Origin of the sequence: Actinomadura citrea, assembly GCF_013409045.1 — a bacterium.
Taxonomy (GTDB): domain Bacteria; phylum Actinomycetota; class Actinomycetes; order Streptosporangiales; family Streptosporangiaceae; genus Spirillospora; species Spirillospora citrea.
Genome location: NZ_JACCBT010000001.1, coordinates 5344951 through 5358553 on the forward strand (window position 1 = coordinate 5344951; position 13603 = coordinate 5358553).

Here is a 13603-nt window from a genome sequence, read left to right on the forward strand (position 1 = left end):
AAACAAAGTTAACTTTAGGACACCTTGTGTCATGCGACAAGGAGCCGACGCGAGCGCGGTCCCTCCGGGAGGGACGCGCAGGGCTCACCTGGGCCCACCGGGGGACATACTGGGATTTCCGGCTGACAACGTGGCTGGGGGACGCGGGAAGGAAGAACTCAGTGATCAACCGGGTGCGCCGGCTGCGCAAGGAGCGGCTGATGACGCTGGAGGTACTGGCCGAGCGCTCCGGCGTCACGAAGAGCTATCTCTCCAAGGTCGAGCGCGGGCGGAGCATCCCGTCGATCGCCGTCTGCGTCTCGCTCGCCAAGGCCCTGGACGTCCCGCTCGACACGCTCTTCGCCGAGGCCACGGAACTGACCGAGGTCACCGTCACCCGGGCCGGAGAGCGGCCTCCGCTCACCTCGGGCGACGAGACCGCCTCCCGCTACGAAGGCATTGCGCTGGACGCCAGCGCCAAGCGAATGACGCCGTTCATGCTCTACCCGCCGCACGACACCGGTCCGCTTCCCTTCCGGGACCATCCGGGAGAGGAGTTCCTCTTCGTCCACCAGGGACGCGCCGAACTCATTCTCCCGTCCCAGACCATCGAACTCGATGCCGGAGACGCCGCCTATTTCAAGGCCACGACCCCCCACAAATGCCGCTCCCTGAGCAAGGATCGCGCCAGTCTCCTGCTCATGGTCTGCGACGACCGGGACGCAGATCAGATGCCTCATCCGCACCTCCCCTAGGGCCACGGCCGAGTTCCGGAACTGTGAAAGAGTGAGTCATGCCCTTGAGAACGCACGAGCTCAGGACTTCGATCGCCGTGTCCGACATACAGAAGGCGGCCGAGTTCTACGAAGGCAGGCTGGGCCTGCCGGTGCTGCATTCGGGCCCCAGCGCTCACATCACCGGGGGCAGCCGCGTCTACGGTTCTGGCGGTGGGCCGGCGCTGAACGTGTACCAGTCGGTCACCGCCGGGAAGACCCCGGCCACACTGGCGACGTGGTACGTCGACGACATCGACCAGATCGTGGACGAACTCACCTCGTCCGGCGTCGAGTTCGTCCGCTACGACCAGTACGAACACGATGCCAAGGGGATCACCGCTCGGGCCGGCGGCGGGCGTATCGCCTGGTTCCAGGACCCGGACGGCAACACCTTCGCCATCGAAGCCGACATCTGATTTCCTGTCGGGGATGCGGCGCCGCCGGTGCCAGGCATATCAGGGTATGCGCATGTCAGGATTCGACTGGGACATGCACGTATCAATGCCCTGGTTGTGTAGGGCGTGTCGGGGTTGAACAGGGCGTAGGAGTACGAACAACAGGGATTGTGACGTTCCCCCTCGTTCGCATAGTCGGCACCGAACAGCGCCTCGACGCCGACCGCCTCGTACGTCATGACAGTTCCTGTGATCGATGACCTCGGTCGATCGAGCATCGGATGCGCTGTGGCCCGACCTCGCACAACGCGCGTTCGCAGGCTGCTCAGCGCGGCCGGACTCCGTCGATGGCGATCGCCAGCAGGTGGTCCGCCTCGGAGGGGCCGTCGGCTTCGTGCTCGCTGGCCAGGGAGATGGCGCCGACGAGTTTCAGCAGATGGACGATGGTGATCTCAGGGCGCACGGCGTTGGCCGCCTGGGCGCGGGTGAGGAGTTGCGCGCCCGCGTTGACCACCATGTCGTGACAGGTGCCGCCGAGTGTCGGGTCGCCACCGTGGCGCGTCAGTGACGTGCTCAGTCCGCGGTTGGCCGCGGCGTGGACGCCGACGGCGCGGAGCCAGGTGAACAGCGCTTCTCCCGGATCGGCGGCGGTGACCAGGGCGTCGGCCTGGGCGCAGAGCGCCGCGACCCGGTCCTTGAAGACCGCTTCCAGGAGCGCCCACCGCGTGGGGAAGTGCCGGTGCAGGGTGGCCGAGCCGACTCCGGCCCGGCGGGCGATCTCCTCCAGGGACGCCTCGGCGCCGCGCTCGGCGATGAGGGCCTCCGCGGCGGCCACGATCCGGCCGACGTTGCGGCGGGCGTCGGCACGCATCTGCTGCCCGGGTGGCGTGTCGGCGTCGGCCATGAGCGGCTCCTGACTGCTTGCTAAACGGGGTGGCCCCCCATATCGTAGCGGCCACTAACTGGGGTGGCACCCCACTTGTGGGATGGGACGCCCTTCTGCGGCTTCACCTGAGGAGATGACAGTGGCACCGACGAACAAGACGGTCGCGGTGGTAGGAGCGACCGGGTTGCAGGGAGGGGCCGTGACACGTCACCTGCTGCGCGACGGCTGGCGGGTGCGGGCGCTCACTCGCGATCCGGACGCGGCCCCTGCCCGGGCGCTGGTGCGGGCCGGTGCGCAGATCGTGCGGGCACGGATGGAGGACGCCGGTTCCCTGGTCTCCGCGGCCGAGGGCGCATGGGGGCTGTTCAGCGTGCAGCCCACGGTCGGCTCACCGGGCACCGCACCGGACTTCACCACCGAGGACGAGGTGCGCTGGGGCGTGCACGTCGCCGAAGCCGCGCAGGCCGCCGACGTCGGACACCTGGTGTTCACCTCGGTCGCCGGCGCGGACCGTCATCTCAGCGAGAAGGTGCCGGTGAACCTGGTCGGCAAGTGGCGGATCGAGCAGCGCATCGCCGAGCTCGGCCTCCCTGCGACGATCCTGCGGCCGGTGTCCTTCATGGAGAACTTCACCGGCGGCTATGCGCTGCGGAACGGAACCCTGACCAGCGGAGTCGCACCGGACACCGTCCAGCAGCTCATCGCCGTCGACGACGTCGGCGCCATCGCCGCGGCGGCCTTCGCCGAGCCGCACGAGTGGATCGGCCGGGCGGTCTCCCTGGCCGCCGAGGAGCTCACCCCGGTCCAGGTCGCCGAGGCCATCGGAACGGCGCTCGGCATCCCGCTGCCGTACGTCCAGATCCCGCTCGAAACGATCCGGAACGTCAGCGAGGACTTCGCCTACGCCAACCAATGGCTCAACGAACTCGGCTACCGGACGGACATCGCCGCCACCCGGCGCATCCACCCCGCCGCGATGGACTTCGACACCTGGCTGGAACGCACCGGCGCGACCCAGATCGCCGCGTTCCTGAGTTCCGCGCGCACCGCCGACCAAGGCGCGTGAGCGAGTCATCGGAGTCGAGGATCGGCCGTCGCCGCAGATCAGATCATGCCCCCGTACATGGCGCAGCACGCCGTGGCGCCGCTCGTCGACGCGCAGAACACGGTCTCGCCGTCCTCACGTGGTGGCGGGCCGCTCGGCAGGCCCTAGCGGCCGACGCCGCAGCCACCGTCGCGCCGGTCATGAGCGCCGCCGCCGGGCGTCCCGCCCGTCCTGCGGTCCGCGTCAGGACGGCATCGCGGGAAAGCCCGAACGCCAGGTCGGGTACTGCGGCCGCCACCCGAGGGAACGGGCCCGGGTGTTGCGGGCACCGCGCTGCCAGCGGGCTCCGCCGGTCTCGGCGGGCGGCACAGGGACTCCGAGCACTTCGGCCAGGACCGGCAGCCAGTCCCGCCCCGCCGCAGGCTCGTCGTCGACGATGTTGACCACGCCGCTCGGCCAGTCCAGAGCGTCGACCGCCGCCCTCGCGGCATCCGCCGCATGCACGAAGGAGGTCACCGCGTCGTCGGCTCGAAGACCCCCGAGCAGCACGGCGGCCGGATCGTCGGCGGGAAGCCGTCCGGCGAGCTTGTCGGCGGCCATCCCGCCCGGCGAGTACCAGGTCCTCGGCCCGTAGAGGACGCCGTACCGCAGGACGACATACTCCTCCGACTCCGCGACCGCCTCCTCCAACGCGCGGACCCCGCCCACCAGGGTCGCTCTGGACGGGTCCGCCTCGTCGAGGCGGACGGTCTCGTCGGCCGGCCCGTCGCCGGGCTCGTACGCCCATGCGACCGACTGCGCGATGACGCGCTTGACGCCGGCCTTCCTGGCGGAGTCGACCAGATTGCGGGTGCCCTCCCGGCGAATACGGCCGTTGTCCGCGGGCGAGCCCCCGGCCAGGGCGGTCAACTGGTGGATCACCGTGTCCGGTGACGCGGACTCGAGGGCGCCGCGGAGCCCGTCGGCGTCGAACACGTCCACCTGGACCGGCACCGCCCCCTGAGCACGCAGCCTTCCAAGGCCCGCCTCGGTGCGGGCCGTCCCGGTGACCTGGTGCCCGCCATCGATCAGAAGGGGCACCAGGAGGGCACCGACGGCCCCGGTGGCACCGGCGACAAAGACATGCACAGCGAGATCCTTCCAATGACACGGAACAGCGCCGAGATGGCGGCCGCATGGGTACCGCCACCGTAGAAACGAACGCCTCCAATAAAATGGGCCATTCGACGAGCGAAGGATTGGACCACTTGGACCCGGCTGGAGATGCACGCGTCGAGCGGCCCGCCGGGCTGGAACTCCTGCTGGACGTGCCCGCTCGCGGCAGGCGCCGCCAGGCCGTCGAGGATGCCCTGCGGAGCGCCATCCGGGACGGGCGGCTCCCCACCGGGACGCGCCTGCCCTCCAGCAGGGACCTCGCCCTCCACCTCGGTCTGGCGCGGGGCACGGTGGCGGCGGCGTACGAGCAGCTCGTCGCCGAGGGGTGGCTCACCGCCCGCTCGGGGTCGGGCACCCGCGTCGCCGCCGGCGCTTCCACGCCCGCGACCGCCCGGCGGCCCTCCTCCACGTCGTCGCCGACGTCTCACGACCTGCGCCCCGGCCGCCCGGACACCCACACCTTCCCGCGTGCCGCCTGGTCCCGCGCGATGCGCCACGTGCTGCGCGAGGCACCCGCCGACACCTTCGGAGCAGGCGATCCGCGGGGGCGGATGGAGCTCCGCCGAACCCTCGCCGCCTACCTCGGGCGGGTGCGCGGTGTCCGCGTCGACCCGTCCCACCTGATCGTCTGTTCCGGGTTCACGCAGGCGGTGGGCCTGCTCACCGAGGTCTTCGCCCAGCTCGGGGTGAGGACGGTCGGCATGGAGGACCCGGCCGTCGGCGACCATGTTTCGATCGTCGCCTCCCGGCTGGACGTCGCGGATCTTCCCATCGACGCCGACGGGGTCTCCTCAAGCGCCCTGGTCGCCTCCGGCGCGCAGGCCCTGGTCTGCACGCCGGCGCACCAGTTTCCGCTGGGCATGAGCATGTCGCCCGCGCGCCGCGCCGAACTGCTCGCCTGGGCGGACGAGGGACTCGGCTGGATCGTCGAGGACGACTACGACGGTGAGTTCCGCTACGACCGGCGTCCCATCGGCGCGCTCCAGGCCCGCCGTCCGACCCGGGTCGTCTACGCGGGATCGACGAGCAAGAGCCTGGGACCCGGAGTGCGGCTCGGGTGGATCGCCTGCCCCCCGCATCTTCTCGATCCGCTCACCGAGGCCAAGCGCCGGGCGCGCGGAACCAGCCCGCTCGAACAGCTCGCGCTCGCCCGGATGATCGAGGCAGGCGACTACGACCGGCACCTGCGCACGGTCCGCCGCGAGTATCGGCGGCGCCGCGACCTGTTCGCCGAGGCCGTACGGTCGCGGCTGCCGGGCGCGCACCTCCTCGGAGTCCAGGCGGGCGTGCAGGCCATCCTCGAACTACCCGCGGGGGCACCGGACGAGATGACCGTGACCCGGGAACTGCGCGCCGCGTCGGTCGAGCTCCACCCTTTGAGCGCGTACCTGCGCTCGGCTCCCGTCCGGCCGCGCACCTCGTTGGTGGTCGGCTACGGCGCCCCCTCCGCGTCCAGATACGCGGCGGCGATCGAGGCACTCGTCACCTGCCTCGCGCGCCTTCATCGCTCCTGACCGATCGGCCCAATCTTCCGGGGCTCGAACGGCCCAATCGGATGGACCGTTCGGCGCCTAACCTCCGAGTATGCAGAGTTCACCGTCCAACACCGTCCTGACCGTCCTTCAGGAACAGCACCCCCATGTTCCCGAGGGGGCGTGCGCGTCGACCGTCCTCATCGAACTCCCGCCCGGCGACCCGGGCACCCCTCCGCACCGCCATGCCGGTCCCGTCTTCGGCTACATGCTCGAAGGGGAGATGATCTTCGAGTTGGAGGGCGAGCCCGAGCGGGTCGTCCGCGCGGGAGAGGCGTTCTGGGAGCCCGGCGGTGACGTGATCCACTACCAGGCCGCGAACAACCTCGCAGGCGAGTGGAGCCGCTTCGTCGTCGTGATGATGTGCATTCCGGGCCAGCCGATGCTCACGCTGGTGGACGAGGAGGAGTTGAAGCTCCGCCAGCACCGTCGCGCGCTCCGATGACCCACGGCGCAGTCGGGCCAGATCGAGGCCGATTGCCCTGATGGCGTAGTACGAAGCCGACCGTGGACCGCCCGAGGCCGCGCCGGGCGGTCAGATCAATGTCCGGCCTGACCTGCCCCGTGCACCCCTCGGAGACCACCTGAGCCAATCACGATCTCAGCGCACTGGAACAGGCGAAGCTGATCAAGGCCAAGGACATCAGCCGGCCCGAAACGATGCGGAACCCCAGAGCACCGCTCTGATATAACAGCCCCGGACTTTCAATCCGATGGTCGGGATTTCAGACTTCCGACAGTTGCTCACGTTCGCGCAGGAGGGTGTCTTTGACTGTTCCTCTAACGGACACCGCAGGTGCGGGCATCCGGAGCCGTCGGCCGCACCGTTCCGATGCGTGTCTGCGTTGGCGTTTCAAGGGGTGGCTCATCGGGCGGGCCGGTGCCGTTCACGCGGCAACCACAGGGCGAAGCTAGGCCGACGTGCTGTCTTTCGTCGTCTCGGCCCTCGTCTGCGCCGCGCTGGGGTTCGCCGGTGGCCTGCTCCTGCGGCCCATGGCCGATCGGATGTTCCATCGCCGTCCGTCGCTGCGTTCGTACCGTCGCGAGTTGACCGGTCCACGGCCAGGGCTGGCGTTCTACGTCATCCCGCCAGGCCTCGGCGACACCGACGAGATCGTGGCCGAGTTGACCGCGGGCCGGCGCCCCCGGCTCTGCCTGATCGGCCGGTTGTGCGGGCCGCTGCCGTACGACCGGGTCGCCGTGCCCGAGAAGGCTCTGCTGCGCGGTGCCCTGTGGGTGGCGCCGGGACTGCTGATGTTCGATCCGCGCGGTGACGCCGAGATGAGCGTCCTGGAGGCCCCGTACGGGGTGGAGACGAGCGAGCCGATGCTCACCGAAGCGGGCGATCCGGTCCTCACGCTCGATCTCGGCGACGGCGTGCTCGTCTTCGAACCCGCACCCGACACCGACCTCGAACACGCATGGAGCCGGATTCGCAGCGTCCTTGAGGACGACCAGCCCAGCGCGTAAGGGTGCCCGTAGACCTGGCGAGATCACGTCTCACCGGCTCGGCGCCGAGGCGGTCCCGGGGAGGGCGCTCGTTCAGCGGTCGGTGACGATGAGCAGGCGCGGGCTCTGGTTCAGGCGGCGGGCTCCGATGTCGGTGCAGACGACGACGTCCTCGATCCGCGCACCGTACAGTCCCGGAAGGTAGATGGCGGGCTGGACGGACATGGTCATGCCGGGCTCGATGACGGTCTGGTCCTCCGAGGTCAGGTAGGGCGGTTCGAACTGGTCGAGGCCGACCCCGTGGCCCGTCCGATGGACGAAGAACAGCCCGTACCCGCTGGCCGCGATGGCGGTGCGGCAAACCTCGTCGATCTCGGCGGCGGTGACGCCGGGGCGCACCGCCTCGCAGGCGGCGCTGTGGACGGCGAGCACGACGGAGTACATGGCCTCGAAGTCCTCTGGCGGCTCGGCCACGACGAACATCCGGGTGATGTCGGAGCAGTAGCCCTCGTGCCGTCCGCCGATGTTGACCAGGACCGCGTCGCCCGGGTTGATCACCCGTTCGGTGGGCCGGTGATACGGGGCGGCGGAGTGCTCCCCCGCCGCGACGGTGACGAGCGTGACCTCGTCGTGGCCGGTCTCCAGCAGCAGCAGGCGCAGCAGCCGCGCCATCTCTCGTTCGGTGGTGCCGGACCAGCGCAGTTCGGCGGCCATCGCCACGGCCCGGTCGGCGGCGATGGCCGCGCGTTCCATGGCCGCGATCTCGGCGTCGGACTTGCGCATCCGCAGTGGTGCGAGGAGCGGTTCGGCCGAGGCGAACAGAGTCTGGGGGCCGAGCCGCTCCTGGATGGACAGCAGTTCATGCGCGGGCATCTGGGGGTCTATGGCGACCCGCGCACCCACCGGGATCAGGGACGAGGCATCGGGCACATGCGCGGGCGGGCCGTCCGGCGTGATGACGAGGAAGCCGTGCCGCGCCGAGTCGGCCAGGTACCGCAGGTTCGAGGAAGGCCGCAGGACGAGGACGTCCACCTCGTGCTCGATCATGCGGGCCCGCACCCGCTCCATGCGGTCGTGGCTCACTGCGGCGCCGAGTCGTAGAGCCAGCAGGCCACCCCGCGCTCCTGCACCGGTTCACGCCGCGAGCAGATCTCCATGGCGTGGGGACAGCGCGGGTGGAACCGGCAGCCGGACGGCGGCGACGCGGGGTCCGGCACGTCGCCGGGCAACTCGTCGGGAAGCGTGCCCGCGCCGTCCGGCGCGGGGATGGCGGCCAGCAGGGCCCGGGTGTAGGGGTGTTTCGGGTCGGCCCAGACCTCGGCGGTACGGCCGATCTCGACGATCTTGCCCAGGTACATGACCGCGATCCGGTCCGCGATCATCCGGACGACCGACAGGTCGTGGCTGATGAAGAGCAGCCCCGCCCCCGACTCGAGGGTCAGCGACCGCATCAGCCCCGCGACCTGCGCCTGGGCGGAGGCGTCCAGCGCGGAGATCGGCTCGTCGCCGATCAGCAGGGAGGGGCGGGCGGCCAGGGCGCGGGCGATGGCGATGCGCTGCCGCTGCCCGCCGGAGAACTCGTGCGGGTAGCGGGCGGCCATGTCGGCCGACAGCCCGACCCGTTCCAGCAACTCGCCAGGGGTCGGGCCGCCGCGCCGGCCGTCGGCGATCTGGCCGCCGACCCGGCGGCGCGGGTTCAGCGACGCGAACGGGTCCTGGAACACCATCTGGATCCGGGTCAGCGCGGGATCGCGGCGGCGCAGGCCGAGCGGCGTCACCGGGCGGCCCTCGAACCCGATGGAACCGCCGGACGGGCGGACGATCCCGCAGATGGCGCGTGCCAGCGTGGACTTTCCGCAGCCCGACTCGCCGACCAGGCCGACGACCTCGCCGGGCGCGACGGACAGGTCGACACCCGCCACCGCCCGCACCGGGGGCCGGTCCGGGCTGCGATGGTCGACCACCAGGTTCTCGACGGCCAGCAGCGACGTGGCGGGCGCCGGTTCGGCGCCGTCCAGCAGTTTCATGAAGTGCTCCGCTCCGGCAGCGCGTCCAGCAGCATTCGGGTGTACTGGTCGGCGGGCTCGCGCATGACCTGGGCACGCGCGCCGGTCTCGACCAGCAGGCCCGCCCGCATCACGCTGATCGTGTCGGCCACCGCCGACATGACGCCCAGGTCGTGGGTGACCAGCAGGACGGCGAGTCCGAGTTCGTCGCACAGGCCGCGCAGGAGGCGCAGCACGCCGGCCTGGACGGTCACGTCGAGCGCGGTGGTCGGCTCGTCCGCGATCAGGACCTTGGGGTCGCAGGCCAGCGCGGCCGCGATCGCGATGCGCTGGCGCATGCCGCCGGAGAACTGGTGGGGGTACCGCCTGAGCGCGCCGTCGGCGTCCGGGATGCGCACCCTCGTCAGCAGTTCGACCGCGCGGCGGTGCGCCTCGGCCTTGTCCAGCTTCAGATGGTGACGCATGTGGTCGGTGAGCTGGCGGCCGATCGAGAGCATGGGGTGCAGGCTCGTCGACTGGTCCTGGAAGACCATGCCGATCTCGCTGCCGCGCAGCGCGTTCATCTTCTTGGGCGGGAGGGCCAGCAGGTCGGTTCCGTCGAACAGGATCCGCCCGCCGGTGCGCGCGCCATGCGGAAGCAGTCCCATGACACCCAGCCCCGTCATGGTCTTCCCGGAGCCGCTCTCGCCCGCCAGCCCGTGGATGCGGCCCGGTTCCAGCACGAGGTCGACCCCGCGGATGATCTGCCGTCCCCCCAGCTCGACGGTGAGCCCCTCGATGTTCAGCAGGGTCACAGCGCTCGCTCCTTGATCGCCCGTGCGGTGCGCGGGTCGAGCGCGTCGCGCATCGTGTCACCGAGGAAGTTGAAGGCCAGCACCACCGTCAGGATGGCCAGGCCGGGGAACACTCCGACCCACCACTTGTCGAACACGTGCGTGGCCGAAGCCACCATCGAGCCCCATTCGGCGGTGGGCGGCTTGGCGCCGAGTCCGAGGAACGACAGTCCCGACAGCAGCAGGAGCTGGGTGCCGATGTCGAGGGTGGCCAGCACCAGGACCGGTCCGGTCACGTTCGGCAGCACGTCGGTGCGCAGCGAGCGCCACGCCGAGAACCCGAGCAGCCGCCCGCTGATCACGAATTCGCGGGACCGGACGCCGAGCACCAGGCCGCGGGTGACCCGGGCGTACGCGGGCCAGGACACGACGAGCACGGCCAGCACCGCGTTGCGCAGACTGGCGCCGAGCGAGGCGGCCACGGCCATCGCGAGGATGACGGTGGGGAACGCGAACACCAGGTCCGCCACCCGCATGATCGTCTCGTCCAGCCAGCGGCCGAAGTAGCCGGCGCACGCCCCCAGCAGCCCGCCGATGACGACGGACATCACGACCAGCAGCAGGGTGAGCGGGATGGACAGGCGTGCGCCGTACAGCACCCGGCTGAGGACGTCGCGCCCGAGTTCGTCGGTGCCGAACCAGTGCGCTCCGCTCGGTGCCTGGAGCCGCGGGAAGGCCTGGCTCAGCGGGTCGTGCGGCGCGAGCAGCGGCGCGGCGAGCACCACGACCAGCCATGCCGCCGCGATGACGAGGCCGACGACGGCGAGCGGCTTGCGCCATGCCTCCGGTACCCGGCGGCTCACGTGTGCCTCACTCTCGGGTCGATGACGCCGTACAGCATGTCCACCACCAGGTTGACGACCACGTAGATCACGCCCACGACGAGACCGACGCCCATCACCGCGGGCAGGTCGAGGGTGGTCGCGCTCTTGTACGCGTACTCGCCGATGCCGGGCCAGGCGTAGATCGCCTCGACGAGCACGGTGCCGGACAGCAGGCTGCCGAAGGCCAGCCCCGCCACCGTGATGACCGGCACCAGCGCGGCGCGCAGCGTGTACCGGAACAGGACGGTGCGGCCGGGCAGCCCCTTGGCTCTGGCGGCCCGCACGTAGTCCTGGCCGAGCACCTCCAGCACGGCCGACCGCGTGAACCTGGTGAGCAGGCCGATCGTGTAAGCGGCGAGCACCAGCGCGGGCAGAACGAGGTGGCCGACGGCGCTGGCGAAGACGTCCCACTGGCCGGCGAGCGCCGCGTCCACCGTGTAGAGGCCGGTGGTGTGCGGAGGAGGCGCCATGGCCGGGGAGAGCCTGCCGGAGCCCGGCGCCAGCCCGAACTTGTAGAAGAAGAGGTAGAAGGCCAGCAGCGCCAGCCAGAACGTCGGCACCGAGACGCCGGCCAGGCTGGTCACCCGCAGGACCTGGTCCACGAGCCGGTCCCGGCGCAACGCCGCGATCACTCCGAACGCGACGCCGACCAGCAGCGACACCAGCAGCGCCGTGCCGGCCAGCTCGAACGTCGCGGGGACGAACTCCTGCAGGTCGTCGGCGACCGGGCGGTGGCTCTGCTGCGACTCGCCGAGGTCGCCGCGGACGAGGCCGCCCATGTAGGTCGCGTACTGCACCGGCAACGGCTTGTCGAGGCCGTGCTCCTCCCGGAACTGCTGGACGATCGCCGGGTTGGAGAGCGCCTGCTGGCCGAGGTTCGCGGTGGCCGGGTCACCGGGCACCATGTTGGTCAGGACGAAGGTGACCAGGGTGACCCCGACGGCGAGCAGTACGGAGACCGCCAGCCGCCGGACCAGGAACCGCATCAGCGGATACCGTGACCACCACCGGGCGCCGGGTGGCCGGCGGCGGTCGGTCGTCCGCTCGTCCGACGGGTGATGGGGTTTCATTTGCTGCCGAGCGCCGCGATCTCGAAGGTCCACACCGGGTTGACCGCCAGGCCGGTCAGCGATCCGGCGGTGACCAGGCGCTGGCTCGGCTGCATCAGCGGCACGATCGGGCCGCGCGCGTTGAGCTGGGTCTGGATCTGGTGGTACTGGGCGAACCGGTCATCGCCGATGGTGGTCGCGGCCTTGGCGCCGGCGTCCTCCAGCGCCTTGTCCGCGCCCTTCTTCCAGCCCGCGCGCTCGCCGATCAGCCCGCCGGGCAGGAAGGCGAGGTAGTTGCTGGCGTCCGGGTAGTCCGGGCTCCACCACCACAGACCCATCTCCTCCTTGCCGTCGCGGTAGCTCTCCAGCGCGGTCGCGATCGGCGCGGGGACGAGGTCGACGGTGATGCCGACCTCCTTCAGATTGGCCTGGATGCGCTCGGCCAGCGGCTGGAAGGACAGGCCGTTGAGCGTGAAGTCGCTGGGGAACTCCAGCTTGACCCTGGGGTTGGTGATCCCACCGGCGGCGAGCGCCGCCTTGGCGCCGGCGACGTCGCGCTTGGGCGCCTGCGCCGCGGGCAGCGAGCCGTTGATCATGGACGGCACGATGCCGGCCGCCTGCACCGAGCCCTCGCCGGCAAGTTCCAGCAGCCCCGCGTAGTCCACGCCCTTGCTGACGGCCTCGGCGAACCGGGGATTAGAGGTGATCTTGCTGACGGACGCGTTCCGGTTGGTCAGCAGGAAGAACACGTTGGCGGACGCGCCCTTGACGACCTGCGTGCCGCCGCCGATGCCCTGGGCCTGGTCGGCCGTCAGGTCCACCGCGATCTGGCTGTCCCCGCGCTGCACGTTCAACTTCTGGGTCTGCGACTGGACGTTGCGCAGCACGACCCGCTTGTAGACCGGTTTGGTGGCGCCCCAGTACTTGGGGTTGGCCTTGAGCACGACCTGTGTGGCGGCGTTGAAGGACTCCAGCATGTACGGGCCGGACCCGGCCGACTGCCCGTTCAGGTACTTCTCCGCCCCGTCTGCGGGGCTCGCGGCACCCCCGTTGGCCTTGACGACCTTGGAGTTGAGGATGCCGAGCGCCGGGTTCGGCAGGATGAACGGCAGCGACGGGTTGGGCTTGGCCGACACCAGGGTGATGGTCTTGTCGTCGGTCTTCTCGACCTTCACTCCGTCGAGGAGGAACGACGGGTTGCCCTTGAGATCGCGGACCCGGTCGAGCGAGAACACCACGTCGTCGGCGGTCACGGGGCTGCCGTCGGAGAAGACCGCGTCCTGGCGCAACGTGAGGGTGAGCTTCTTGCCGTCCTTGGACAGCTCGTACGACTCCGCCAGCGCCGGCACCGGCTTGCTGACGTCGGAGCCCTTGAAGCCGAGCAGTGTGTCGTAGAGGGCCCGGTCGATGAGCAGGCCGGTCTGCTCGTACATCCGTCCCGGGTCCGCGGTCTTGAGGTTGAACGAGGTGTCGATGACCAGGGCCTTGCCGCCCCCGGACGATGAAGACGTCTCGTCCCCTCCCGAGCAGGCGGTCAGGCTGAGTGCTGCGGCCACGAGGACGGACAACGCCGCCCGCCGTGTGGTTCCACTCGTGATCGGCATCGCGGCCTCCGGGGCTCCGTCAGGTAGTTCTCTGCTTCTGGACGACGAAGTCCGATGGTGCGAGACTTCC

Annotated in this window: 14 protein-coding genes; 6 read left to right on the plus strand and 8 right to left on the minus strand. The window is 70.5% G+C overall.

Annotation, left to right across the window (positions count from 1 at the left end; genetic code table 11):
- Window positions 1-161 precede the first annotated feature (161 nt).
- Entirely contained in the window at window positions 162-734 is a 573-nt protein-coding gene (locus BJ999_RS24910) for a helix-turn-helix domain-containing protein (RefSeq protein ID WP_179835534.1), read from the plus strand.
- A gap of 38 nt (window positions 735-772) precedes the next feature.
- The gene (locus tag BJ999_RS24915) at window positions 773-1171 is read left to right on the plus strand and encodes a VOC family protein (RefSeq protein WP_179835535.1); all 399 of its coding nucleotides are present in this window, start codon (window positions 773-775) and stop codon (window positions 1169-1171) included.
- Window positions 1172-1475: 304 nt separating this feature from the next.
- Here BJ999_RS24915 and BJ999_RS24920 read toward each other — a convergent pair whose 3' ends face one another.
- Entirely contained in the window at window positions 1476-2054 is a 579-nt protein-coding gene (locus BJ999_RS24920; protein ID WP_229810370.1) for a TetR/AcrR family transcriptional regulator, read from the minus strand.
- Window positions 2055-2169: 115 nt separating this feature from the next.
- Here BJ999_RS24920 and BJ999_RS24925 point away from each other — a divergent pair, with 115 nt between their 5' ends.
- Window positions 2170-3102, plus strand: coding sequence for an NmrA/HSCARG family protein (locus BJ999_RS24925; protein WP_218935210.1), 933 nt, complete (start codon window positions 2170-2172; stop codon window positions 3100-3102).
- 222 nt (window positions 3103-3324) lie between these two features.
- Here the strand turns inward: BJ999_RS24925 and BJ999_RS24930 are convergent, their stop codons facing one another.
- On the minus strand, window positions 3325-4209 hold the full coding sequence (locus tag BJ999_RS24930; RefSeq protein ID WP_179835537.1) for an NAD-dependent epimerase/dehydratase family protein: 885 nt from the start codon (window positions 4207-4209) through the stop codon (window positions 3325-3327).
- 119 nt (window positions 4210-4328) lie between these two features.
- Between BJ999_RS24930 and pdxR the strand changes: the two genes are divergently transcribed.
- From pdxR to BJ999_RS24945, 3 genes are all read left to right on the plus strand, one after another.
- Window positions 4329-5750, plus strand: a complete 1422-nt coding sequence (gene pdxR, locus BJ999_RS24935; RefSeq protein WP_218935211.1) for a MocR-like pyridoxine biosynthesis transcription factor PdxR — start codon at window positions 4329-4331, stop codon at window positions 5748-5750.
- A 70-nt stretch (window positions 5751-5820) separates the two neighbouring features.
- Window positions 5821-6213, plus strand: a complete 393-nt coding sequence (locus tag BJ999_RS24940) for a cupin domain-containing protein (protein WP_179835538.1) — start codon at window positions 5821-5823, stop codon at window positions 6211-6213.
- Window positions 6214-6689: 476 nt separating this feature from the next.
- A complete protein-coding gene (locus BJ999_RS24945) occupies window positions 6690-7238 on the plus strand; it encodes a hypothetical protein (RefSeq protein WP_179835539.1) in 549 nt (182 codons plus the stop codon).
- A gap of 72 nt (window positions 7239-7310) precedes the next feature.
- On the opposite strand, the gene BJ999_RS24950 is transcribed toward BJ999_RS24945, so the two are convergent.
- The 6 genes from BJ999_RS24950 to BJ999_RS24975 all read right to left on the minus strand — a co-directional run bounded on the left by BJ999_RS24950 (window position 7311) and on the right by BJ999_RS24975 (window position 13533).
- Window positions 7311-8300 (minus strand): M24 family metallopeptidase, encoded by a 990-nt coding sequence (locus BJ999_RS24950; RefSeq protein ID WP_229810368.1) that lies wholly within the window; start codon window positions 8298-8300, stop codon window positions 7311-7313.
- Entirely contained in the window at window positions 8297-9244 is a 948-nt protein-coding gene (locus BJ999_RS24955) for an ABC transporter ATP-binding protein (RefSeq protein WP_179835540.1), read from the minus strand. The genes BJ999_RS24950 and BJ999_RS24955 overlap by 4 nt, the downstream gene beginning before the upstream one ends.
- Window positions 9241-10017 (minus strand): ABC transporter ATP-binding protein, encoded by a 777-nt coding sequence (locus BJ999_RS24960; protein WP_179835541.1) that lies wholly within the window; start codon window positions 10015-10017, stop codon window positions 9241-9243. The genes BJ999_RS24955 and BJ999_RS24960 overlap by 4 nt, the downstream gene beginning before the upstream one ends.
- On the minus strand, window positions 10014-10859 hold the full coding sequence (locus BJ999_RS24965; RefSeq protein WP_179835542.1) for an ABC transporter permease: 846 nt from the start codon (window positions 10857-10859) through the stop codon (window positions 10014-10016). Before BJ999_RS24965 ends, BJ999_RS24960 begins: the two co-directional genes overlap by 4 nt.
- On the minus strand, window positions 10856-11866 hold the full coding sequence (locus BJ999_RS24970) for an ABC transporter permease (RefSeq protein ID WP_229810367.1): 1011 nt from the start codon (window positions 11864-11866) through the stop codon (window positions 10856-10858). The genes BJ999_RS24965 and BJ999_RS24970 overlap by 4 nt, the downstream gene beginning before the upstream one ends.
- Before the next feature lie 80 nt (window positions 11867-11946).
- A complete protein-coding gene (locus tag BJ999_RS24975) occupies window positions 11947-13533 on the minus strand; it encodes an ABC transporter substrate-binding protein (RefSeq protein ID WP_179835544.1) in 1587 nt (528 codons plus the stop codon).
- Window positions 13534-13603: the final 70 nt, after the last annotated feature.